The sequence below is a fragment of the Cellulosimicrobium protaetiae genome, from assembly GCF_009708005.2.
Classification (GTDB): domain Bacteria; phylum Actinomycetota; class Actinomycetes; order Actinomycetales; family Cellulomonadaceae; genus Cellulosimicrobium; species Cellulosimicrobium protaetiae.
This window is the reverse complement of record NZ_CP052757.1, coordinates 4,355,921-4,378,426: the sequence shown is the minus strand read 5'-3', so window position 1 is coordinate 4,378,426 and position 22,506 is coordinate 4,355,921. Positions and strand designations below refer to the sequence as shown.

Below are 22,506 nucleotides of genomic sequence, written 5' to 3'. Positions count from 1 at the left end.
CCTCCTGTCAGCGCGAACGCGCGCGTGTCGCCCCCTGGTCCCGGAACCCGGGGCTGCTGTCCGGAGCTCCGTCGAACCCGGGGACGTCCCCGGGCTCGGCCGTGTGGGGTGCGACGACCCCAGGTTCGGCGTCCGGCGCGTGGGGGATGATCACGCCGCGCGGCGGACGACGGCGCAGGACACCGGTCGTCGTGGCGACGCCCAGCAGGAGGACGGCGCCGCCCACCAGCTCGGCCGTGTTCGGCACCTCGTCGAGCACGACCCACGCGGCCAGCATGCCCACCGGCGGCACGAGCATCGTGAACGGCACCACCGCCGACGCCGGGTACCGGGCGAGCAGCGTGTTCCAGATCCCGTAGCCCACGAGGCTCGCGAGCCACGCCGTGTACAGGGTCGACAGCACGGGCGCGAGCGTGAGGTGCGTGAGCGCGTGCCCGACGGCGTCCGGCCCGTCGAGCGCGAGCGACAGCCCGAGCATGGGGACCGGCACGACGAGCGCCGACCACACCGTCATCGACAGCCCGTCGAGCCCGGGCCGGGAGCGGGAGCCCTGTTCGGCCGAGGGAGAACCCTGGTCCGCCGAGGGAGAACCCCGGTCCGCCGAGGGAGAACCGTGGTCACGACGTCCGGCGCCGCGCGCGATCACGTTCCCGACCGCCCACGACGCCGCGGCGGCGAGGGTCACGACGAACGCGAGCGCCGGTGTCGACGCGCTGCGTCCCACGCCGACGACGACGAGCCCCGCCGCCCCGACCAGCACGCCGAGGAGCTGGGCGCGCGTCGGGACCTCGCGCAGCGCTGCGGCGGCGAACAGCACGGTGAGCCCGACCTGCGCCTGGAGCACGAGCGACGCGAGCCCGGCGGGCATGCCGATCGCGAGCGCGGTGTAGAGGAGGCCGAACTGGCCGAGGCTCATGAACGTGCCGACGAGCAGCACGTCCCGCCAGCGCGCGCGGGGCCGCGGGACGAGGAAGATCGCGGGGACGAGCACGACGAGGAAGCGCAGGGCGACGAACAGCGTGGGCGGCATGTCGCCGAGGCCGAGGTCGATGACGACGAAGTTCACGCCCCAGACGACGGCGACGAGGACGGCGAGGAGGGACGAGCGCAGGGGCATGGGATCGAGGGTGCGCCTTCGGCATCGTGCACGTCCAGCGCACGGTCGTGCACGATTCCCGGTAGTCGCGCTACCGGATAGGCTGGAGGCATGATCGACCTCGCCGCCGTCGACGCGCTGCTCGCCGTCGAGCGCACCGGGACCGTGCACGCGGCCGCGCGCGACCTCGGGTACACGCCGTCCGCCGTCTCGCAGCAGGTCAAGCGCCTGGAGCGCGACCTCGGCGCGCGCCTGCTCGACCGGGAGGGCCGCGGCGTCGTCCTCACGGCCGCGGGGCGGCGCGTGGTCGAGGAGGGCCGCGTGCTGCGCGAGCAGGTCGAGTCGCTGCGCGCCCGCCTGCACGACGCCGGCGCCCGCCCCACCGGGACCGTGCGCCTCGGGTCGTTCTCGACAGCCGTGCGCGGCGTCGTCGCGCCTCTCCTCGCGCGGGTGCGGGACGACGTCCCCGACCTGCGGCTCGTCGTCGAGGAGACCGAGCCGTGGGACGCCGTCGCGGCCGTCGCGGCAGGGACCCTGGACCTCGCGCTCGTCCACCACTGGGAGGGCGTGGGGCTCGCGCTGCCCCCGAGCCTGCGCGCCGAGGAGCTCTTCCGCGACGAGGCCGACGTGCTCGTGCACGCGTCGAGCCCGCTCGCCGGACGGCCCGCGCTCACGCCCGCCGACCTGCTCGACGAGACGTGGGTCTGCACGCCGGACGGCACGATCTGCTACGAGTGGTTCTGCCACATGTTCGCGCGCGAGCCGCGCGTCCCGCGCATCGACTTCCGGTGCCTGGAGTTCGCGTCGCAGGTCGAGGTCGTCGCGCAGGACCTCGCCGTCGCGCTCGTGCCGCGGCTCGGCCGCGGCCCCCTGCCCGCCGACGTCGTCGCGGTGCCCGTGCGCGAGCCCGTCCCGACCCGCCCGGTGACGGTCGTCTGGCGCGCGACCATGACCGACGCCCCGTCGGTCCGCTACCTGCGCGAGCGGCTGCGCGACGCAGGAACTCCGGGCGGGCGCGGGCCGTTGGGCACCGCGAGCGCACCCGCCACCGCACCGTCCGACGAGAGGGCACGATGACCCAGCACGAGCCGACCCGACAGCCCGCCGACCCGCGCACCGTCGCGATCGCGGGCCTGATGACCGTCGCCTGGTACGCCGTGCCCGACGTCGTCCGGCCGCGCTGGGGGCGCGCGCTCGCCAAGACCGCGGTCGGGGCCGCGGGGGTCGCGCTCATGCTGACCGCGACGGCCGAGGGGCGCGAGGCGCGCGACGGCGTCCGCTCGCTGCGGGACGCGGTGCGGGAGGTCGGCACCCCCTCGCCCGACGCGCCCGTGGACGTCCCGCCCGACGACGTCGCGCTCGGCGACGGTCCGGACGACGTGGTGCGCGAGGACAACACCTACGTCCCGGACCACGACGACGTGACGCTCGCCCCGCCCGCGGTGCTCGCAGCGGGCGCCGTGGGCGGTGTCGCTCTCGCGACGACGCTCGCCGTCGCGGGGGAGAAGTGGGCGTACCGCCGCGGCGAGCGGTTGCGCGCGCGGGGCGTGCGCCTGCCGCACACGCGCGTCGGGCTCGCGCTCGGCGCGCTCGCCGTGGCGCTCGCGGCAGCCGAGCCGCTCCTGTGGAACGCTGAGGACCGCTGAGGCAGCGACCCGGGCCGGCCCGCCGGCGGGAGGTCGTGCACCGTGCGGCCTCGCGGACCGGGAGGGGCCGACCGTGATCGGGTTCGGGCTGGCGCTGGTGGGGGTCGGCGCGGCGATCCACCTGTACATCTTCGTCATGGAGTCGCTCACCTGGACGAGCGCGCGCACGCGCGCGACGTTCGGCACGTCGCGCGAGGAGGCGGAGGCGACGAAGGAGCTCGCGTTCAACCAGGGCTTCTACAACCTGTTCCTCGCGGTGCTCGTCGTGCTCGGCATCGTCCTGTACGCCACGGACCGGCACGACGTGGGGCTGACGCTCGTCGTCGCCGGGGCCGGGTCGATGGTCGCGGCCGGGCTCGTGCTGATCCTCTCGTCGCCGTCGAAGGCGCGCGCCGCGCTCGTGCAGCTCGTCCCGCCGCTGCTCGGCGTCGTCGGGGTCGTCGTGGGGCTCGTCGCCTGACGCGACGCCGACGAGGGTGGTGCTCCCGCGCCGCGCCGCCGGGCAGCCGCCGCGCGGGTGACCGGACGGCGGCGCGCGGACCGGAGGGCGGACGGGACCACGACGTCCGGTGAGCCGCCGGTAGACTGGGCGCGCGCCGTCGTGCGCTCCCCGCATCAGCGCCCACCCGAGGGAAACGATGACCGCCCCCGCACCCCAGGCTTCCGCACGCTCCGACGCCCGTCCCGCCGCTGGACCGACGCTGGACACCGTCGAGAACGCCGCCGCCACCCCCGACGAGGTCCAGCCGTACGCCGAGCTCGGCCTCAAGCCCGACGAGTACCAGCGCATCCGCGACATCCTGGGGCGCCGCCCCACGGCCGCGGAGCTCGCGATGTACTCGGTCATGTGGTCCGAGCACTGCTCGTACAAGTCGTCCAAGGTGCACCTGTCGAAGTTCGGCAAGGCCACGACGGACGAGATGAAGAAGCACCTGCTCGTCGGCATCGGCGAGAACGCCGGCGTCGTCGACATCGGTGACGGCTGGGCCGTGACGTTCAAGGTCGAGTCGCACAACCACCCGTCGTTCGTCGAGCCCTACCAGGGCGCCGCGACGGGTGTCGGCGGCATCGTGCGCGACATCATCTCGATGGGCGCGCGCCCGGTCGCCGTCATGGACCAGCTCCGATTCGGCGCCGTCGACCACCCGGACACGGCGCGCGTCGTGCACGGCGTGGTGTCCGGCGTCGGCGGCTACGGCAACTCGCTCGGCCTGCCGAACATCGGCGGCGAGCTCGTCTTCGACGCCTCGTACCAGGGCAACCCGCTCGTCAACGCGCTGTGCCTCGGCGTGCTGCGCCACGAGGACATCCACCTCGCGAACGCGTCCGGCACGGGCAACAAGGTCATCCTGTTCGGCGCGCGCACGGGCGGCGACGGCATCGGCGGCGCGTCGATCCTCGCCTCGGAGACGTTCGAGGACGGCGTCCCCGCCAAGCGCCCGAGCGTCCAGGTGGGCGACCCCTTCATGGAGAAGGTCCTCATCGAGTGCTGCCTCGAGCTCTACGCGGCGCAGGTCGTCGAGGGCATCCAGGACCTCGGCGCGGCCGGCATCTCGTGCGCGACGTCGGAGCTCGCCTCCAACGGCGACGGCGGCATGCACGTGTGGCTCGACGACGTCCTGCTGCGCGACCCGACGCTCAACGCGGGCGAGATCCTCATGTCGGAGTCGCAGGAGCGCATGATGGCGGTCGTCGCGCCGGACAAGCTCGACGCGTTCCTCGCGATCACCGGCAAGTGGGACGTCGAGACCGCGGTCATCGGCGAGGTCAACGGGTCGGGCCGCCTGACGATCGACCACCACGGGCAGCGCATCGTCGACGTCGACCCGAAGACCGTCGCGCACGAGGGCCCGGTGTACCACCGCCCGTACGCGCGGCCGTCGTGGCAGGACGGGCTCAACGCCGACACCGCCGCGGGCCTCGCCCGCCCGGAGTCCGGCGACGACCTGCGCGCCACCGCGCTGCGCCTCCTCGCGTCGCCGAACCTCGCGTCGAAGGAGTGGGTGACGAACCAGTACGACCGGTTCGTCCAGGGCAACACCGCGCTCGCCCAGCCCGACGACTCGGGCGTGGTCCGCGTCGACGAGTCCACGGGTCTCGGCGTCGCCCTCGCGACCGACGCGAACGGCCGCTACGGCAAGCTCGACCCGCGCACGGGCGCGCAGCTCGCGCTCGCCGAGGCGTACCGCAACGTCGCGACGACGGGCGCCCGCCCGCTCGCCGTGACCGACTGCCTCAACTTCGGCTCGCCGGAGGACCCGGACTCGATGTGGCAGCTCGTCGAGGCGATCGAGGGCCTCGCGGACGCGTGCCGCGAGCTCGGCGTCCCCGTCACGGGCGGCAACGTGTCGCTCTACAACGGCACCGGCGAGCCCGGTCAGATCGACTCGTCCATCCACCCGACCCCGGTCGTGGGCGTGCTCGGCGTGCTCGACGACGTCGCGCACGCGACCCCGTCGGGCTGGCGCGAGACGGGCGAGAGCATCTACCTGCTCGGCACCACGCGCGCCGAGCTCGACGGGTCGGCGTGGGCCGAGGTCGCGCACGGGCACCTCGGCGGCCTCCCGCCGCAGGTCGACCTCGCGGCGGAGAAGGCGCTCGCGGGCGTGCTCGTCAACGCGAGCCGCGACGACCTCGTGTCGGCCGCGCACGACCTGTCCGAGGGCGGGCTCGTGCAGGCGCTCCTCGAGGCGTCGCTGCGCTTCGGCGTCGGGGCGAGCGTGTCGCTCGACGCCCTGACCGAGCGCGACGGCGTCACCCCGTTCGAGGCGCTGTTCTCCGAGTCCACGGCCCGCGCGCTGGTCGCCGTGCCGCGCGGCGAGGAGTCGAAGCTCGTCGACGCGTGCGTCGCGCGCGGCGTCCCCGTGCTGAAGATCGGCGAGACGGGCACCGACCCGGCGGCTGCGGCCGACGCGGGCGAGACGCTCGAGGTCGCGGGTCTGTTCACCGTCCCGCTCAGCGAGGCGGACGCGGCCTACCGCGGCACGCTCCCGGCCATCTTCGGCTGACACCCGCTCCACCGACGCCCCGGTCACCTCCCAGGTGACCGGGGCGTCGTCGGCGAGCCCTGGCCGACCACGACCCTGCCCGCTGTCGAGAACGCCACGGGTGCGTTGTCGGGCGGATTGCGACCCTCATGTCGTGCTCGGCGGACCGGGCGCCGTGCTGCGCGGGTTTCGTGGAGGTCGGTGGTCGGGGTGGTGCGGCGGGTCGCAGTGTCGCCTCCGACGCTGCGAGAGTCCCGGCATGACCTCGGCGACCACGTCAGCACTTCCCGGCAGCGGCCCCGCGCGCGTCACGACCCGGCGGCGGCCGGGCGGCCCGGTGCTCACCGTGCTGCTGGCCGCGGGGACCGCGACGGTCGTCCTGCTCACGCTCGTGCGGGCGGTGCCGTACGACGCTGTGACGCCGTTCGCGCAGGTCGTCGGGTTCACGCCGTTCGTCGCGGCCGCGGCCGTCGTCGGCCTCGCGGTCACGCTCGTCGCGCGCCGGTGGGTCCTCGCGGCGCTGCTCGCGGTGTGCGTCGCCGCGCAGGCGGTGTGGCTGGTGCCGGCGTTCGTGCCCGGTCCGGCGCCGCCCGACGACGCGGCCTCCCTGCGCGTGCTGGGCGCCAACGCGTGGCTCGGGTCGGCGGACGCGGACGCGCTGGTCGACCTCGTGCGCGAGCAGGACGTCCAGGTGCTCGCGGTGCTGGAGCTGACGACCGACCTGCGTGAGCGCCTCGTCGCGGCGGGCATCGAGGACGTGCTCCCGTACAGCGCCGACGCGCAGGTCGGGTCCGGGGCGCTCGGCAGCGGGCTGTGGAGCGCGCTGCCGCTCGACGACGTCGACGTCGAGCCGTTCTCCCACGACGCGATGCCGTCCGCGACGGTCGAGGTCGACGGCGTGCCGGTGCGGGTCACCGCCGTGCACCCGATCCCGCCGATCCCCGCGTACGTGCGCGTGTGGGGCGAGGAGACGGCCGCCCTCGCCGACCGGGCGGCGTCGGACCCGCTCCCGCAGGTGCTCGTCGGCGACTTCAACGCGACCCACGACCACGCGACGTTCCGGCGGCTCCTCGGTGACCGGTTCCACGACGCGAGCCGCGCGGCGGGCGGCGGGCTCGACCTGTCGTGGTCGCCGCGCCCGGGCACCGTCCCGCCCGTGCTGAACCTCGACCACGTGGTGACGGACCGGGAGAACGTCGTGACCGACGTCGGCTCCCTGCCCGTGCCCGGCAGCGACCACCGCGCGATCGTCGCGACGGTCCACGTGCCCCGCCCCTGACGCCGAACCCGGGGTTGTTCCCGGGCCCTGGTGCCGAACCCGGGAGCAACCCTGGGTTCGGCACCCGGGGGCGGGCGGGGTCAGCCGCGGGCGGGCTCCGGCTCAGCCGTGCCGGGGTCGGTGGCGGCGTGGTCCGGGTCGACGTCGTGGTGGTGCGGGTGGCGGCGCTCCAGGGCGGCGCCCTCGACGTCGACGTCGGGCAGGACGCGGTCGAGCCAGCGGGGGAGCCACCACGCCTTGTCGCCCACGAGGTGCATGAGCGCCGGGACGAGCAGCATCCGCACGACGAACGCGTCGACCAGCACGCCGAACGCGAGCGCGAACCCGATAGGCCGGATCATCGCGCTGTGCGAGAAGACGAACCCGCCGAAGACGGAGATCATGATGATCGCCGCCGCGGTCACGACGGACCGGCCCGCGCGCACGCCCTGCACGATCGCGACGCGCGCGGGGGCGCCGTGCGCGTACGCCTCGCGCATCCCCGATCCGAGGAAGAGCTGGTAGTCCATCGCGAGGCCGAACAGGATGCCGACGAGGATCGTGGGCAGGAAGTTGAGGATCGGGCCCGGCGTCTCGACGCCGAACACCCCCGACAGCCAGCCCCACTGGTAGATCGCCACGACCCCGCCGAGCGCGGCGAAGTAGGACAGGATGAACCCGAGCGTCGCGACGACCGGCACGAAGATCGAGCGGAACACCAGGACCAGGATGATTAGCGACAGCCCGACGACGACCGCGAGGTAGATCGGCAGCGCCTGCGCGAGCTTGTCGGAGATGTCGATGTTGCCGCTCGCGGAGCCGGCGACACCGAGCGTCACCTCGCCGTCGAGCGGTTCGAGGGCGCGCAGGTCGTGGACGAGCTGCTCGGTGGACTCGCTCGTCGGGCCCTCGGCGGGGACCACCTGGAAGGCGGCGACGGTGCGGTCCTCGGACGTGCCGATCGGGGCGACCGCGACGACGTCGTCCTGGGCGTAGAGCTCCTCGGCGACGCGCACCTGGTACTCCAGCGCCTCGGCCTCGGTGGGCTCGCCCGGGAGGTCGGCGACGACGAGCAGCGGCCCGTTCGTGCCCTCGCCGAACTGCTCGGCGATCGTCGAGTAGGCGCGGTACTGCGTGGAGTCGTGGGCCTCCGACGACCCGTCGGGGAGGTTGGTCCGCAGGTCGAGCGCGGGGATCGCGATCACGGCGAGCGCGGCGACGCTCAGCAGCGCGGTGCCCACGGCCCGCAGGGTCGACATCGGCCGCGCGGGTGCCGGGCCCGACGGCGCGGCGGGGCCCTCGGTGCCCGACGCGCCCTCGCCGGCGGTCGCCCCGGCGAGCGCGGCGCGCTCACGCTTGCTGAGGATGCGCGGTCCGATCATGCCGAGCAGCGCCGGGGTGAGGGTCACGGCGATGAGCACCGCGATCGCGACGCACAGCGCGCCGACGGTGCCCATGAGCCCGAGGAACGGGATGCCGGTCACGTTGAGCGCGAGCAGCGCGACGAGCACCGTCGCGCCCGCGAACACGACGGCGTTGCCCGACGTCCCGTTCGCGAGCCCGATGGACTCGTGCACGGCGTCGCCCTGCTTGAGCTGTCGGCGGTGCCGGTTGACGATGAACAGCGAGTAGTCGATCCCGACCGCGAGCCCGAGCATGAGGCCGAGGACGGGGGTCACGGACGACATCTCGACGACGCCGGAGAACGCCATCGCGGTCAGCGCGCCGATCCCGACCCCGACGAGGGCCGTGAGGATCGGCAGCCCGGCGCCGACGAGCGTGCCGAGCATGACGACGAGGACGATCGCCGCGACGACCAGGCCGACCGCCTCGCCGACACCGAAGACCTGGGGCACGCCCTGGGTGATGTCGGCCGAGAAGTCGGTCTGGACGCCGTCGACCGGGGCGTCGGCGAACACGGCGACGAGGTCGTCCTTGGTCTGCTGCTCGATGTCCATGTTGGGCTCGGTGAACGCGACGCTCGCGACCGCGGCGCTCCCGTCCTCGGAGACCATGCGGATCTCGGACGCCATCTCGAGCAGGGGCGCGGAGGCCTCGAGCTGGGCGGACTGCTCCTCGAGCGTCGCGCTCTGGTCCTCGAGCGCGGTCCGCTGCTGGGCGAGCGCCGCGGCCTGGGTGTCGAGCTCCTCCCGGCCGGCGTCGAGCTCCGCCTGCTGCGCGTCGAGCTGCGGGGCGGCCTGGGCGAGCGCGCCGGCGGCCTCCGCCTGCGCGCGGGCCTCGTCGATCTGCGCCTGGCCGGCGTCGAGCTGGGCGCGCGCGGCGTCGATCTGCGCCTGGCCGGCGTCGAGCTGGGTGCGACCGTCCTCGATCTGCGTCCGTCCCGCCTCGATCTGGGTGCGGCCGTCCTCGACCTGGGCGGCCTGGTCGGCGAGCTCGGCCTGCGTCGCGAACGGGTCGATCACCGTCTCGACGCCGTCGACCTCCTCGGCGTCGGCGATGCGGTCGGCGACCGCGGCCTCCTGCTCGGACGTGAACGCGGACCCGTCCTCGGTGGTGAAGACGATCGTGCCGCTCCCGCCGGACGCCTCGGGGAGGGCCGTCTGCAGCCGGTCGGTCACCTCCGCCGTCGGCGTCCCCGGGATCGAGAAGCTGGTGGCGAGCGTGCCGCCGAACGCGACGAACGCCGCGCCGGCGAGGACGAGGACCGCGAGCCAGGCCGCGAGGACGGTCTTCGCCCGCCGCGCGCACGCGCGGCCGAGTCGGTACAGGAGTTCAGCCATGAGGATCCTTCGGTGGGAGGTCCGGTGAGGTCCGGGTGCGTCGTGGAGCGGGTCGTGGAGCGGGTCGGGTGCGGGCTGGTCGGCGGTGCTCTCGGGCGTCAGGCGGTGGCGGCATGGCCGGTGCGGGTACGCGTGACCAACCGGTCGAGCAGGTCGTCCCACGTGCGGCGTGACGCGTCGTCGTCGGCCGCGCCGGTGGCGGCCCACCAGCGTCGCTGGATCACGAGCACGCCCGCCATGAGCGCGGCGACGAGCATCTCGATCTCGAGCGGGTCGACGTCGGGGTGCCGGCGCGTCGTCTCGGCGACCAGGCGCTCGGCGAGGTGGGTGAACGTGCGCACGACCATCGTCGTGACGCGCGGCGTGGGTTCGGTCGCGGTCCCGCCGAGGGCGCGCGTGAGGTAGGCCATCGGGCCCACGAGGTCGGTGCCGCGGAGCGCGGCGGTGAGGTCGTCGAGCGGCGTCGTGCGGTCGGTGCCGGGTTCCGCCGCGCTCGCCCCGAGCGCGTCGACGACCGTGCCGAGCACGTCCTCGCACACCTCGACCACGACGTCGTCGAGCGACGCGAAGTGGTTGAAGATCGTGCGGCGTGCGACGTCCGCCCGGGCCGCGAGCTCGTCGACGGTGAAGCGGGCACCGCCGTTCTCCTCCATGAGCGAGGCTGCGGCGTCGACGATCGCCCGTCGGTGCCGAGCGCGCAGCGCCGTACGGCGGTCGGGCGCGGGGCCGGTCACGAGGCCGGTCACGCGGCCGGACGCGGAGCTCGTCGCAGATCTCGTCGCCGGGTCGGTCACGGGCACGCCCGACGGCTCGGTCGCGGAGGGGAGGGGCACCTCTTGACACTAAGTGCATTGATGCACTCGGTGCAAATAGCGCCCTGGGCGACTCAAAGTTGACCGATCAAGTCCAGTATGTGGGAAGGTCTCCTCGGTGCGTTGACACCCCTCGGTGGTCGCTCGTAAGTTCCCGCGCAACCGAGGTCGTCGCACCCCGGTCACAGGACATGGTCATGAGCTCCGACATCAAGCCCCGGCTCGTCGGACGGCAACCCTCCCGCGCGGCGGGGTGCCCCGGGTGAGGACCAGGCCCCGCGTCGCGCGGACAGCGCGTGGCACGGGGCAACGACGCGGAGCCCGGCGACGGGCACGAAGGAGACGGACGATGGACCGGCGAGAGTCGAGCACGGCGGTGCGCACCCCGGTGCGCGCCGTGCACGCGTCGACGTGCCCCTGTCCGCCCGCGGGCGCCCCCGTCGCCCGAGCCCTGGGGACCGCGGTTCCCGCGCGCGCCGCCTGTTGTCGCTGACGACGACCCGCCCCTGACCCCCCGCGCGCACGGCGCGCGGGCCGGTCGCCCCGGCATCCCCACCGCCGTCCTGTCGCCGCGCGGCGGGACCACCCTGCCCACCCCTCCGGCACCCCGCCGCGCCCCCGCCGCGCCCTGAGCGCGCCGTCGGCGCTCCACCGAGAACGGATCCTCGCGATGCCCGACCCCCGCCCCGCCCGTACCGTCCACCTCGGCGTCGACCTCACCGACGCCGGCGCGCACCCCGCCGCCTGGCGGACCGTGGGCTCCCAGGCCCAGCGGCTCTTCGACGCCAAGCGCCTCGTCGAGCTCGTCGCCACCGCCCAGCGCGGACTGCTCGACCTCGTCACGCTCGACGATGCGTTCACGCTCCAGCCGGGCCGCAACGGGTCCGTGCGGGGCCGGCTCGACGCCGCGCTCGTCGCGTCCCGCCTCGCGCCCCGCAGCGCGGGCATCGGTCTCGTCCCGACCGTGACGACCACGCACACCGAGCCGTTCCACGTGTCCAAGGCGATCGCGACGATCGACCACGTGAGCGCGGGCCGCGCCGGGTGGCAGGTCGGGTGGTCCACGACCCCGGCGGAGGCCGCGGCCTTCGGTCGCAAGGGCGCCCAGGACGAGCCCGACGCGGTCGCCGAGGCCGACGAGGCGGTCGAGGTCGTCGCACGGCTGTGGGACTCGTGGGAGGACGACGCGGAGATCCGCGACGTCGCGACGGGCCGGTTCGTGGACCGCGAGAAGCTCCACTACGTCGACCACGAGGGCATCCGCTTCGCCGTCAAGGGGCCGTCGATCACGCCGCGCCCGCCGCAGGGCCAGCCGCCCGTCGTCGTCCGGGCGGACACGCCTGCCTCGCTCGACCTCGCGGCCCGCCGGGCCGACGTCGTGCGGGTCCGCGCCGCGACGCGCGACGAGGCCACCGCGCTCCGGTCGCAGGTGCGCGACGCGGCCGCCGACGCCGGGCGCGACCCCGACACGCTCCGGGTCCTCGTGGACGCGTACGTCGTCGTCGGCGACACGCGCGCGAGCGCCCAGGCCCGCCTCGACCTGCTCGAGGACCTCGAGGGCGTCTCGTGGGACACCGACTCGCTCACGCACGTCGGCACGGCGCGCGACCTCGCCGTCACGGTCGAGGAGTGGGCGCACGCCGGCGCGGCCGACGGCTTCCTCCTGCGCCCGTCGTCCCTGAGCACCGACCTCGACGCGATCGTCGACGGCGTCGTGCCGCTCCTGCAGGGCGCGGGCCTGTTCCGCACCGCCTACCCCGGGACCACCCTGCGCGACACGCTCGGCCTCCCGCTCCCTGCCAACCGCTACGCGGCGATCGCCTGAACCCGGACGGACCGACGACATGAGCACGCGCCCCCGCAAGCAGATCCACCTCGGCGCCCACTTCCCGGGCGTCAACAACACCACCGTCTGGAGCGACCCCCGCTCGCGCAGCCAGATCGACTTCGCCTCGTTCGAGCACCTCGCGCGTCGCGCCGAGGACGCGAAGCTCGACTTCTTCTTCCTCGCCGAGGGCCTGCGCCTGCGCGAGCACAAGGGCCGCATCCACGACCTCGACGTCGTGGGGCGCCCCGACACCCTGCCCGTGCTGGCCGCGCTCGCGGCGGTCACGGACCGCCTCGGCCTCGCGGGCACGATCAACACGACGTTCAACGAGCCGTGGGAGCTCGCGAAGCAGTTCGCGACGCTCGACCTGCTCTCCGAGGGCCGCGCGGCCTGGAACCTCGTGACGAGCCCCGACGCCTTCACGGGAGCCAACTTCCGCCGCGGCGGCTACCTCCCGTACCCGGAGCGCTACGCCCGGGCGGCCGAGGTCGTCGAGGTCGCGCGCGCCCTGTGGGACTCGTGGGACGACGACGCGGTGCTGGCCGACCGCATCGCGGGCGAGTTCCTGCGCCCTGGGTCGGTGCGGCCGGTCGCGCACCACGGGACGTACGCGGACGTCGTCGGGCTGTTCGAGACGCCGCGCGGGCCGCAGGGCCACCCGGTCCTGTTCCAGGCGGGCGACTCCGCCGACGGCCGCGACTTCGCCGCCCGGACCGCCGACGTCGTGTTCTCCGCGCACTCGACGTTCGACGCCGGTCGCGCGTTCTACGAGGACGTCAAGGGGCGCCTCGCCGCGCACGGGCGCGACCGGGACTCCCTGAAGATCCTGCCCGCGACCGTCGTCGTGCTGGGCGACACGCCCGCCGAGGCGGAGGAGCGCGCGCGGGAGATCCGGCTCCAGCAGGTCTCGGGCCCGACGGCGATCGCGTTCCTCGAGCAGGTCTGGGGCCGCGACCTCGAGGCGTACGACCCCGAGGGGCCGTTGCCCGACGTCGACCCCGACACGGAGAACCTGTCGATCACGCGCGGGCGCGTGCGGCACGCGAAAGACCCGGCGGCGGTCGCCGCGGCGTGGCGCGAGCAGGCCGAGGCGAACGGCTGGTCGATCCGCGAGCTCGTCATCCAGGTGACGTCGCGCGGCGGGTTCGTCGGCACGCCGCAGCAGGTCGCGGACGACATCGACCGCCACGTCCAGGAGGACGCCTCCGACGGCTTCATCCTCGTCCCGCACCTCACGCCGGGCGGGCTCGACGACGTCTTCGACCGCGTCGTCCCGCTGCTCCAGGAGCGCGGCTCGTTCCGCACGGAGTACGAGGGCACGACCCTGCGCGAGCATCTCGGCCTCGCCCGGCCCGGAGCCGCGCCGCGGGCCGCCGACCCCGAGCCGGCCTCGGCCGAGCTCGTCGGCTGACCGCAGCCCGACCTGCACCAGTCCCGCAGACCTGCACCGCACCGACCTCGGAGGACCCATGAGCACGAGCACGCCGACCGCCACGGGCGCCGTGGCCGACGACCCCGCCGCCCCCGGGCCGGCCGCCGACGCGCAGGACGCCGCCGCGTGGGCGGCGTGGCACGCCGAGCGCGAGGACGGGCTGCGCCCGCCGCACGGCTGGCTGAGCCTCGTCGCGTACCACTGGCTCCCGGCCGAGCCCGCCGCACTGCCCGGCGTGCCCGGGCTCTGGTGGGCCGACGCCGACGGCGCGCACCACCGCGCGGGCGAGGGCGGCGCCGTCCGCACGACGACGGGCGACTCCGTCGGGACCGTCGTCGTCACGGAGGGCGGGTCGTCGGTCGCGGGCACGTTCCTGCCGGACGGCCGGGACGCGGGCGACCCGGCGGACGGGGGTGAGACGCGCGAGGTCGCGGTGGAGGTCGTGCGCCGCACGGGCCGGTACGCCGTCCGGCTGCGCGACCCACTCGCCCCCGCCAGGACGGGGTTCGACGGCGTCCCGACGTTCGCGTACGACCCCGCCTGGGTCGTGGACGCGGCGGTGCGCTGGTACGACGCGCCGCGGCCCGTGGTCGTCGGCGCCGCGCGCCCCGGGCTGGTGCACCACGTGAGCACGGTCGGCGAGGTCGACCTCGTGGTCGAGCGTGACGGGGGCTCCCACCGCGCGACGCTCGTCCTCACGGGCAAGCCCGGCGGCGCGGTGACGCTGCTGTTCAGCGACGAGGCCTTGCACCTCGACGAGGCCGTCGCGCCCTGGCGCGTGCTGTGGGTGGAGGCCGACGTGGCGCCCGGCACCGAGGGGCGCGTGCGCCTCGACCTCAACCGCACGATCAACCTCCCGTACGCGTTCAGCGACTTCGGCACCTGCCCGGCGCCGGTCGAGGGCAACCACGTGCCGTTCGCCGTCACCGCGGGCGAGAGGGCACCCCGATGACCGCGCTCGCGGCGGGACCGGCCACGACGGGATCGACCGGGGAGGCGGGGCCGAGCGCAGCAGCGCGCGATGTCCGCTCCGTCCTCATGGACGACCCGCTCGTCCGCCCCCTCCTCGACGAGCTGTCCCACGAATACTGGACGCGGTACCAGCGCGTGCTCACCGCCGAGGAGCTCCGCGCGGAGATGGAGCACTACCCCGCGCAGGACTTCGCGGCACCGCACGGCGAGCTCGTGCTCGTGCTGGAGGACGGCGACCCGGTCGCGGGCGGCGCGTTCCGGCGTCGGACCGAGCCCGAGCTGGGTGACCCGGCCCGCCTCGCCCGGCCGGCCGCGCGCCGCGCCGACGGGGCGCCCGCCGTGCGGACCGCCGAGCTCAAGCGGATCTGGACGCACTCGGCGCACCGGCGCCGCGGGCTGGCGCGCCTCGTGCTCGCCGAGCTCGAGCGCCGGGCCGTCGAGCGCGGCTACCGGCGCGTGTACCTCACGACGGGCCCGCGCCAGCCCGAGGCCGCTGGCCTCTACCTCGCGACGGGCTACACGCCCCTGTTCGACACCGGGACCGATCCCGAGGAGATCGGCCCGCTCGCCTTCGAGAAGTGGTTGGAGGTCGCGCCATGAGCACCGTGTCGCTCCCGCAGGACGAGTCCCGGCAGCTCGCACCGCCGTCGGGCCGGCACCCCGCCGACCCGCGCGGCGGTGTCGAGGACGCGCTGCCGCTCGAGAGCCTGCGCATCGTCCCCGCCCGGCACCCGGGCCGGTGGGCAGCGACGGCCGGCGTGGCCGTGCTGCTCGCCATGGTCGTCAGCTCGCTCGTGACGAACGACCGCTGGGAGTGGGACGTCGTCGCGCAGTACCTCACGTGGCCCTCGATCCTCGAGGGCGCGTGGGCGACGATCCGCCTGACGCTCGTCGCGTCGGTCGTCGGGTTCGCGCTCGGCACCGTGCTCGCCCTCATGCGGCTGTCGCGCTCGCCGCTCCTGCAGTCGGTGTCGTGGACGTACACGTGGGTGTTCCGGTCCGTGCCGCTGCTGCTGCAGCTCCTGCTCTGGTACAACCTCGCGTACCTCTACCCGTACCTCAGCGTCGGCATCCCGTTCGGGCCCGAGTTCCTGTACTTCGACACGCTGTCCGTGATCGACAAGTTCTGGGCCGCGATCCTCGGCCTCGGGCTCTCGCAGGCCGCGTACTCGGCGGAGATCGTGCGCGCCGGGATCCTCTCGGTCGACCAGGGGCAGCAGGAGGCGGCCGCGTCGCTCGGCATCCCCAAGCGGCGCCAGGTGAGCCGCATCATCCTGCCGCAGGCGATGCGCTCCATCATCCCGACGGCCGTCAACGAGGTGATCGGGCTGCTCAAGGGCACGTCGATCGTCTACGTCCTCGCGTACGGCGAGCTGTTCTACATCGTGAGCGTCATCTACGGCCGCAACGGCCGCGTCGTGCCGCTGCTCATCGTCGCGTCGATCTGGTACCTCGTGCTGACCACGCTCATCACGGTCGTCCAGTACTACGTCGAGCGGCACTACGCGAAGGGCGCCGTGCGCACGCTGCCCCCGACGCCGCTGCAGAAGGCACGCTGGACCGTCCTGGTCTGGGCGGCGCGGCTCTCCGGCCGGCCGGTGCCCGACTCCGTCCCGCCCGCGTACGCGGCCCGCGCCCGCGTGGGCGTGCTGACGCGCACCGCGCGCACGTCGGGAGGTGCGGCATGAGCGCCGCCACCGCGACCGGCGCCACCGCGACCGCAGGCGTCGCGACCGCCGGGCTCGTCGAGATCCACGGCGTCCACAAGAGCTTCGGCACGCTCGAGGTGCTGCGTGACGTGTCGCTCACCGTGCCGCCCGGGTCCGTGACGGTCGTGCTCGGCCCGTCGGGCTCCGGGAAGTCGACGTTCCTGCGGGCGATCAACCACCTCGAGAAGGTCGACAAGGGGTTCATCTCGCTCGACGGCGAGCTCATCGGGTACCGCCGCAAGGGCAACACCCTGCGCGAGCTCAAGGAGCGCGAGATCCTCGGCCAGCGCACCCAGATCGGGTTCGTCTTCCAGAGCTTCAACCTCTTCCCGCACCTCACCGCGCTCGAGAACGTCGTCGAGGCGCCGCGCTCCGCGCAGCGTCGCCGTCGCGAGGACGTCGAGCCCGAGGCCCGGGCGCTGCTCGAGCGCGTCGGGCTCGCGGACAAGGCCGACGCGCGGCCGCGCCAGCTCTCCGGCGGCCAGCAGCAGCGCGTCGCCATCGCCCGCGCGCTGGCGCTGCGGCCCAAGGTGCTGCTGTTCGACGAGCCGACCTCGGCGCTCGACCCCGAGCTCGTGGGGGAGGTGCTCGAGGTCATCAAGGACGTCGCGAGCACCGGCACGACGCTCGTCGTCGTCACGCACGAGATCGGCTTCGCCCGCGAGGTCGCCGACACCGTCGTGTTCATGGACGACGGCGTCGTCGTGGAGCAGGGCACGCCCGCCGAGGTGCTCGACCACCCGCGCCACGACCGCACCCGGGCCTTCCTCCAGAAGGTCCTCTGACCGGCTGCGCGAGCCCGGGTCCACGACCCGGGGACCGACACAGCCCTCGACCCCCCGACGTCGTCACCCGCGACCGGCCGCCCGGCCGTCCCGCACCGCACTCCCCGCGTCGACCGACGCACCACCCGAGAGGTAGGACACCCGTGACCGCAACGACCACCCGCGCCCGCGCCCCCCGCGCGCTCGCCGCCCTCGCCGTCGTGCCCCTGCTGGCGCTCGCGGCCTGCTCCGGGGTGAGCACCGAGGCCCCGGCCGCCGCGGAGGAGGGCGCGGCCTCCTCGGACGGCACGACGGAGAGCACGACGTCCGTGTCGGACGCCCTCGACGTGAGCACGAGCCCCGACCAGGACCGCCTCCGCACCACCGAGTCGCCCGAGGCGATCGCGCTCCTCCCGGACGCCTGGAAGGACAAGGACGAGATCGTCGTCGCGATCTCCGCCGGCTCCGCACCGCCGCTCGGCTTCCTCGCCGACGACGACGAGACGCCCATCGGCAACGAGACGGACATCGCGCAGCTCGTCGCCGACGCGCTCGGCAAGGACCTGCGGCTCGAGGTCAAGGCGTGGGCCGACTGGCCGCTCGCTCTGGGCTCGGGCGACGTCGACGCCGTGATCTCCAACGTCACCGTGACCGAGGAGCGCAAGGAGACCATCGACTTCTCCACGTACCGCAACGACGAGCTCGGCTGGCTCGTGGGCGCCGACTCCGACATCACGTCGATCACGAAGCGCGAGGACATCGCGGGCAAGGTCGTCGCGGTCGGCTCCGGGACGAACCAGGAGAAGATCGTGCTCGAGTGGGACCGCCTCAACCAGGAGGACGGCCTCGAGCCCATCCAGGGCCCCGAGTACTACGAGCAGTTCTCCGACGTCCTGCTCGCGCTCCAGTCCGGGCGCATCGAGACGTACGTCGGCCCCAACGCCTCCCTCGCGTACCAGGCGGCGATCTCCCCGCAGGACTTCTCGGTCGTCGGCACGCTCAACGGCGGCTGGCCCGACACGGCGCAGATCGCCGTCGCGACCAAGAAGGGCAACGAGGCCGCCCCGGCCATCACCGCCGCGATCAACCACGCCATCGAGGACGGCACATACCTCGAGGTGCTCCAGCGGTGGGGCCTGGAGTCCGAGGCCGTCGAGGAGTCGCAGACCAACCCACCCGGCCTGCCGAAGACGGAGTGACCGGCACATGACCACCAGCACCCAGCACGTCGACCACCTCGTGGTCGGGGGCGGCGTGATGGGCTCGGCCGCCGCGTGGCAGCTCGCCCGGCGCAGGCGCGACGTCGTGCTGCTCGAGCGCTTCGCGCCCGGGCACGCGCACGGCGCCTCGCACGGGACGTCGCGCATCTACCGCACGACGTACGCCGAGCCCGAGTACCTCGACCTCGCGCAGGAGGCGCTCGGCCTGTGGCGCGAGGTCGAGTCGGAGACCGGCACCGAGCTCCTCGACGTCACCGGTGGCGTGAGCCACGGGCGGCGCGACGGCGCCGCCGAGCGCCGCGCGGACGCGATCGGCGCGGCGTTCGCGGCCCGCGGGATCGAGCACGAGTGGCTCGACCCCGCGGCCGCGGCCGAGCGGTGGCCGGGACTGCGGTTCGAGGGCCGGGTGCTGCACGAGGTCGCGACGGCCGGGCGGCTGCACGCCGACCGCGCCGTCGCGGCCCTCCAGGGCGCCGCGGCCGCCCGGGGCGCCGACGTCCGGCACGAGGTCGCCGTCCGGCACGTCGAGCGGGTCCCGGAGGGCGTCCGCGTCGTGACCGACGGCGGCGACATCGTCGCGCGGGTCGTCGTCGTGACCGTCGGGGCGTGGAGCGCGGGCCTGCTCGGCGGCCCGGCCGGCGGGCTGCTGGGGCAGGAGCTCCCGCTCGTCGTCACCCAGGAGCAGCCCGCGCACTTCGCGCTCGCCCCGGGCGCGACCCCGCAGGGGTGGCCCGCGTTCACGCACGACGTCGGCCCCGGGACCGCGTGGCCGAGCGGCGTCTACGGCCTCGCGACCCCGGGCGAGGGCGTCAAGGTCGGCTTCCACGGGGTCGGCCCCGTCGTCGACCCCGACCGGCGCTCCTACCGGCCGGAGCCGGGCCAGCTCGCCGCGCTGCGCGACTACGTGCGCACCTGGCTGCCCGGCCTCGACCCCGACGCGTACGTCCCCGTGAGCTGCACGTACACCACGACGCCCGACCACGACTTCGTGCTCGACCGCCGCGGCCCGGTCGTCGTCGGCGCGGGGTTCTCCGGCCACGGCTTCAAGTTTGCCCCGGCGGTCGGCCGCGTGCTCGCCGACCTCGTCACCCTTCCCGACGGCGTCCCCGCGGTCGAGCGGTTCGCGCTCGCCCGCCTCGCTGCACTCCCCGAGAGGACTGCGTCATGACGATCGCCCCCGCCACGGATCCCGCCACCGCGACGACCACGTCGAGCGACGACCGGGAGACCGACCCGACCGACCCCGCGAGCGGGCGTGCTGCCGTGCCCGCGGACGCCGTACCCGACGCCGGGCCCGCCGACGCTGTGCTCGACCGGGTCCACGCGACGCTCGGGGCACGCTACGGCGTCGGCCCGGAGGCCTCCGGTGACGTCGCGCCTGGAGCCGCCGAAGGGCTGGCGCGCGCCGCCGGGCTGCCGGGGGGCGTGCTCGACATCCAGCTCGCGCACCGCACCGTGCGCCGCTACCTCGCCGACCCGCTGGCCGACCACGTCGTGCCGACGCTCGTCGCCGCCGCGCAGTCCGCGCCGACGTCGTCGAACCTCCAGCTCTGGAGCGTCGTCGCCGTCGCCGACCCCGCGCGCAAGGACCGGCTCGCGGCGCTCGCGGGCGACCAGGAGCACGTCCGGACCGCGCCGCTGCTGCTCGTGTGGCTCGCGGACGTCGCCCGGGCGCGCGCCCTCGGCGAGCGCGAGGGCGTCCGGCTCGAGGCGACCGACTACCTCGAGACGACCGTCGTCGCGTTCCTCGACGCCGCGCTCGCCGCGCAGAACGCCGTCGTCGCGGCCGAGTCGCTCGGCCTCGGCACCGTCTACATCGGGGCGCTGCGCAACCACCCGGCCCAGGTCGCGGCGGAGCTCGGCTTGCCCGAGGGCGTCGTCGCGGTCGTGGGGCTCGTCGTCGGCCACCCCGACCCCGCGGGCGGCGAGCGCGTCAAGCCGCGGCTGCCGCAGGCCGCGGTGCTGCACGCCGAGCGCTACCGGGCCGCGGGCCAGCACGAGCACGTCGCGGCGTACGAGCAGCGGATCGCGCCCTTCTACCGCGAGGAAGGGCTCGACGGCGGGTGGCGCGACCGCGTCGTCGACCGCCTGCGCGTCCCCGGCGCCCTGCGCGGGCGCGCCCACCTGCGACCCACGCTCGCCGCGCTCGGGTTCCCGTCCAAGTAGCCCGGTCCCGTCCCGCGGTCGGGAGCAGCCGGGATCCACCGCTCCACGACCAGCCACCACTCCACCACCAGCCGCCGCTCGACCACCGGTCGCCGCTCCACCACTGAAGGAAGCCATGTCGTCCCACCAGCACCCGCACCAGACCGCCACCGCCGGCGGGCCGCGACCGGCGTCCGGCCGCGTCCCGCTGTCCGTCCTCGACCTCGCGATCGTGCCCGAGGGGGCGACGGGCCAGGACGCGGTGCGCCGCGCCGTCGGGCTCGCGCGCGACCTCGACCGGCTCGGCTACCACCGCGTCTGGTACGCCGAGCACCACCTGTCGCCCGGGGTCGGCTCGGCCTCGCCCGCCGTGCTCGCCGCGGCCGTCGCGGCCCGGACCGAGCGCATCCGCGTCGGCAGCGGAGCCGTGCTGCTGAGCACGACGAGCCCGCTCGTCGCCGCCGAGCAGTTCGGGACGATCGCCGCGCTGCACCCGGGCCGCGTCGACCTCGGTCTGGGGCGGGCGTTCACTCCGCCGAAGGACGCGACGGGCGCGCAGGGCAGCACGCAAGGCACCGGCGGTCCGCTGCGGACCGCGCCGCGCGGTACGACCGGGCCGCGCGTCGTCGAGGGGCTCTACGTCCCGGGAGCGCCGCCGTCGAACGTCAACGACTCCGTGCTGCGCGAGCGGATCCTCGCCCAGAAGCGGATCGTCGGCGCCTCGCGCACGCCGGTCAGCTTTCGCGACGAGCTCGACCTCGTGCTCGGTCTGCGTGCCGGGACGTACCGCGACGAGCACGGGACGCCGTACGTGAGCCCGCCCGTCGAGGGTGCCGACTGGGACCTGTGGGTCCTCGCGTCGAGCCCCGGTGAGAGCGCGCGCGTCGCGGGCGAGCTCGGGCTGCCGATCGCCGCGAACTACCACGTGGCACCGTCGGCGACGATCGACACCGTCGCCGCCTACCGCGAGGCGTTCCGGCCCGGGGTGCTCGACGAGCCGTACGTCGTCGTGTCCGCCGACGTGCTCGTCGCCGACACGATCGAGCGGGCGCGCGAGCTTGCGACGCCCTTCGCCGACTGGGTGCTCTCCATCCGCAGCGGCGTCGACGGCGCGATCGCGTACCCCGAGCCGGGCACCTCGCCCGCGTGGGAGGAGCGACCGGAGGCCGAGCGCGCGCTCGTCGCCGACCGCGTCGACACGCGGATCGTCGGCGACCCGGAGACGGTCGTGCAGCGGCTCGAGACGCTGCGCCGCGCGACCGGCGCCGACGAGCTGCTCGTCACCACCGCGACCCACGACGCCGACGACGCGCGCCGCTCGTTCGAGCTGCTCGCGGAGCACTGGTTCGCGAGCTCTGCCCCCGACGCGGCCGCGGGCGCCGTCGTCGCTCCCGCACTCGCCACCACCCCCTGACGCGAGATCGACCCCTGCGTCGCCAGATCGACCTCCTGAAGGTCGATCTCGGGCGTGCGGGTCGATCTCGCGACGACCTTCGAAGGAGACGCTCCACCATGACGACCCCGCCCCTCCAGACCGCGACCGACGCCGGCGCCAAGGTCGCCGACGGCGCTCTGCTGATCGACGTGCGCTCGGCCGGCGGCCGCGCCGCTCACGGCGAGATCCCCGGTGCCACGCTCGCGGACCGCAACGACCTCGACGCGCTGTTCGGTCCCGCCGGCAACCCGGCGATCTCGCTCGACACGCCCGTCGTCGTCGTGTGCGGGTCGCCGAACGGCTCCGGCCCCGTCGCCGAGGCGCTCGCCCAGCGCGGCTACACGAACGTGTCCCACGTCGACGGCGGCTTCCCGGCCTGGAAGGACGCCGGCCTACCGGCGTCCGACCCGGTCGAGGTACCCGCCGACCCGACACCGGCGCAGGCCTGACCCTCGCCGCGG

The 22,506-nt window shown here is 75.0% G+C and carries 19 protein-coding genes and 1 riboswitch; of the genes, 16 read left to right on the top strand and 3 right to left on the bottom strand.

From position 1 onward, the window contains the following. Nucleotides 1-7: 7 nt before the first annotated feature. Nucleotides 8-1,117: an EamA family transporter gene (locus FIC82_RS18850; RefSeq protein ID WP_154799505.1), complete on the bottom strand. Its 1,110-nt coding sequence runs from the start codon at nucleotides 1,115-1,117 to the stop codon at nucleotides 8-10. Between the two features lie 90 nt (nucleotides 1,118-1,207). Here FIC82_RS18850 and FIC82_RS18845 point away from each other — a divergent pair, with 90 nt between their 5' ends. The 5 genes from FIC82_RS18845 to FIC82_RS18825 all read left to right on the top strand — a co-directional run bounded on the left by FIC82_RS18845 (nucleotide 1,208) and on the right by FIC82_RS18825 (nucleotide 7,008). After that, nucleotides 1,208-2,173, top strand: a complete 966-nt coding sequence (locus FIC82_RS18845) for a LysR family transcriptional regulator (protein ID WP_154799504.1) — start codon at nucleotides 1,208-1,210, stop codon at nucleotides 2,171-2,173. Continuing rightward, nucleotides 2,170-2,742, top strand: coding sequence for a hypothetical protein (locus FIC82_RS18840; protein WP_216609938.1), 573 nt, complete (start codon nucleotides 2,170-2,172; stop codon nucleotides 2,740-2,742). The genes FIC82_RS18845 and FIC82_RS18840 overlap by 4 nt, the downstream gene beginning before the upstream one ends. A gap of 73 nt (nucleotides 2,743-2,815) precedes the next feature. Next, nucleotides 2,816-3,202: a DUF1304 domain-containing protein gene (locus FIC82_RS18835; RefSeq protein WP_168732109.1), complete on the top strand. Its 387-nt coding sequence runs from the start codon at nucleotides 2,816-2,818 to the stop codon at nucleotides 3,200-3,202. 178 nt (nucleotides 3,203-3,380) lie between these two features. Beyond that, complete coding sequence (gene purL, locus FIC82_RS18830) at nucleotides 3,381-5,750, top strand: phosphoribosylformylglycinamidine synthase subunit PurL (RefSeq protein WP_154799503.1); 2,370 nt, start codon at nucleotides 3,381-3,383, stop codon at nucleotides 5,748-5,750. 238 nt (nucleotides 5,751-5,988) lie between these two features. Next, nucleotides 5,989-7,008 (top strand): endonuclease/exonuclease/phosphatase family protein, encoded by a 1,020-nt coding sequence (locus tag FIC82_RS18825; RefSeq protein WP_154799502.1) that lies wholly within the window; start codon nucleotides 5,989-5,991, stop codon nucleotides 7,006-7,008. A gap of 80 nt (nucleotides 7,009-7,088) precedes the next feature. On the opposite strand, the gene FIC82_RS18820 is transcribed toward FIC82_RS18825, so the two are convergent. Both FIC82_RS18820 and FIC82_RS18815 read right to left on the bottom strand, forming a co-directional pair. Next, a complete protein-coding gene (locus tag FIC82_RS18820; protein ID WP_154799501.1) occupies nucleotides 7,089-9,728 on the bottom strand; it encodes an MMPL family transporter in 2,640 nt (879 codons plus the stop codon). 98 nt (nucleotides 9,729-9,826) lie between these two features. Then, nucleotides 9,827-10,474 (bottom strand): TetR/AcrR family transcriptional regulator, encoded by a 648-nt coding sequence (locus FIC82_RS18815; protein WP_216609937.1) that lies wholly within the window; start codon nucleotides 10,472-10,474, stop codon nucleotides 9,827-9,829. A 259-nt stretch (nucleotides 10,475-10,733) separates the two neighbouring features. Further along, nucleotides 10,734-10,841: riboswitch (SAM riboswitch) on the top strand. Nucleotides 10,842-11,210: 369 nt separating this feature from the next. Here FIC82_RS18815 and FIC82_RS18810 point away from each other — a divergent pair. The 11 genes from FIC82_RS18810 (at nucleotide 11,211) to FIC82_RS18760 (ending at nucleotide 22,494) form a co-directional block, all read left to right on the top strand. Beyond that, nucleotides 11,211-12,365: an LLM class flavin-dependent oxidoreductase gene (locus FIC82_RS18810; protein ID WP_154799500.1), complete on the top strand. Its 1,155-nt coding sequence runs from the start codon at nucleotides 11,211-11,213 to the stop codon at nucleotides 12,363-12,365. Nucleotides 12,366-12,384: 19 nt separating this feature from the next. Then, complete coding sequence (locus FIC82_RS18805) at nucleotides 12,385-13,779, top strand: NtaA/DmoA family FMN-dependent monooxygenase (protein WP_154799499.1); 1,395 nt, start codon at nucleotides 12,385-12,387, stop codon at nucleotides 13,777-13,779. A 58-nt stretch (nucleotides 13,780-13,837) separates the two neighbouring features. Then, entirely contained in the window at nucleotides 13,838-14,752 is a 915-nt protein-coding gene (locus FIC82_RS18800; RefSeq protein WP_154799498.1) for a DUF1684 domain-containing protein, read from the top strand. Then, entirely contained in the window at nucleotides 14,749-15,372 is a 624-nt protein-coding gene (locus FIC82_RS18795; RefSeq protein WP_154799497.1) for a GNAT family N-acetyltransferase, read from the top strand. Before FIC82_RS18800 ends, FIC82_RS18795 begins: the two co-directional genes overlap by 4 nt. Further along, nucleotides 15,369-16,460 carry an amino acid ABC transporter permease gene (locus FIC82_RS18790; RefSeq protein WP_154799496.1) on the top strand — a complete coding sequence of 364 codons (1,092 nt, stop codon included), beginning with the start codon at nucleotides 15,369-15,371 and terminating at the stop codon, nucleotides 16,458-16,460. The genes FIC82_RS18795 and FIC82_RS18790 overlap by 4 nt, the downstream gene beginning before the upstream one ends. Beyond that, nucleotides 16,457-17,266: an amino acid ABC transporter ATP-binding protein gene (locus FIC82_RS18785; protein ID WP_154799495.1), complete on the top strand. Its 810-nt coding sequence runs from the start codon at nucleotides 16,457-16,459 to the stop codon at nucleotides 17,264-17,266. Before FIC82_RS18790 ends, FIC82_RS18785 begins: the two co-directional genes overlap by 4 nt. A 143-nt stretch (nucleotides 17,267-17,409) precedes the next feature. Then, nucleotides 17,410-18,444: an ABC transporter substrate-binding protein gene (locus FIC82_RS18780; protein WP_168732108.1), complete on the top strand. Its 1,035-nt coding sequence runs from the start codon at nucleotides 17,410-17,412 to the stop codon at nucleotides 18,442-18,444. Nucleotides 18,445-18,451: 7 nt separating this feature from the next. Continuing rightward, nucleotides 18,452-19,633 carry an FAD-dependent oxidoreductase gene (locus FIC82_RS18775; protein WP_154799493.1) on the top strand — a complete coding sequence of 394 codons (1,182 nt, stop codon included), beginning with the start codon at nucleotides 18,452-18,454 and terminating at the stop codon, nucleotides 19,631-19,633. Continuing rightward, nucleotides 19,630-20,631, top strand: a complete 1,002-nt coding sequence (locus FIC82_RS18770) for an NADPH-dependent oxidoreductase (protein ID WP_154799492.1) — start codon at nucleotides 19,630-19,632, stop codon at nucleotides 20,629-20,631. The genes FIC82_RS18775 and FIC82_RS18770 overlap by 4 nt, the downstream gene beginning before the upstream one ends. A gap of 115 nt (nucleotides 20,632-20,746) precedes the next feature. After that, the gene (locus FIC82_RS18765) at nucleotides 20,747-22,024 is read left to right on the top strand and encodes an LLM class flavin-dependent oxidoreductase (protein ID WP_154799491.1); all 1,278 of its coding nucleotides are present in this window, start codon (nucleotides 20,747-20,749) and stop codon (nucleotides 22,022-22,024) included. A gap of 98 nt (nucleotides 22,025-22,122) precedes the next feature. Further along, nucleotides 22,123-22,494 carry a rhodanese-like domain-containing protein gene (locus FIC82_RS18760; protein ID WP_154799490.1) on the top strand — a complete coding sequence of 124 codons (372 nt, stop codon included), beginning with the start codon at nucleotides 22,123-22,125 and terminating at the stop codon, nucleotides 22,492-22,494. Nucleotides 22,495-22,506: the final 12 nt, after the last annotated feature.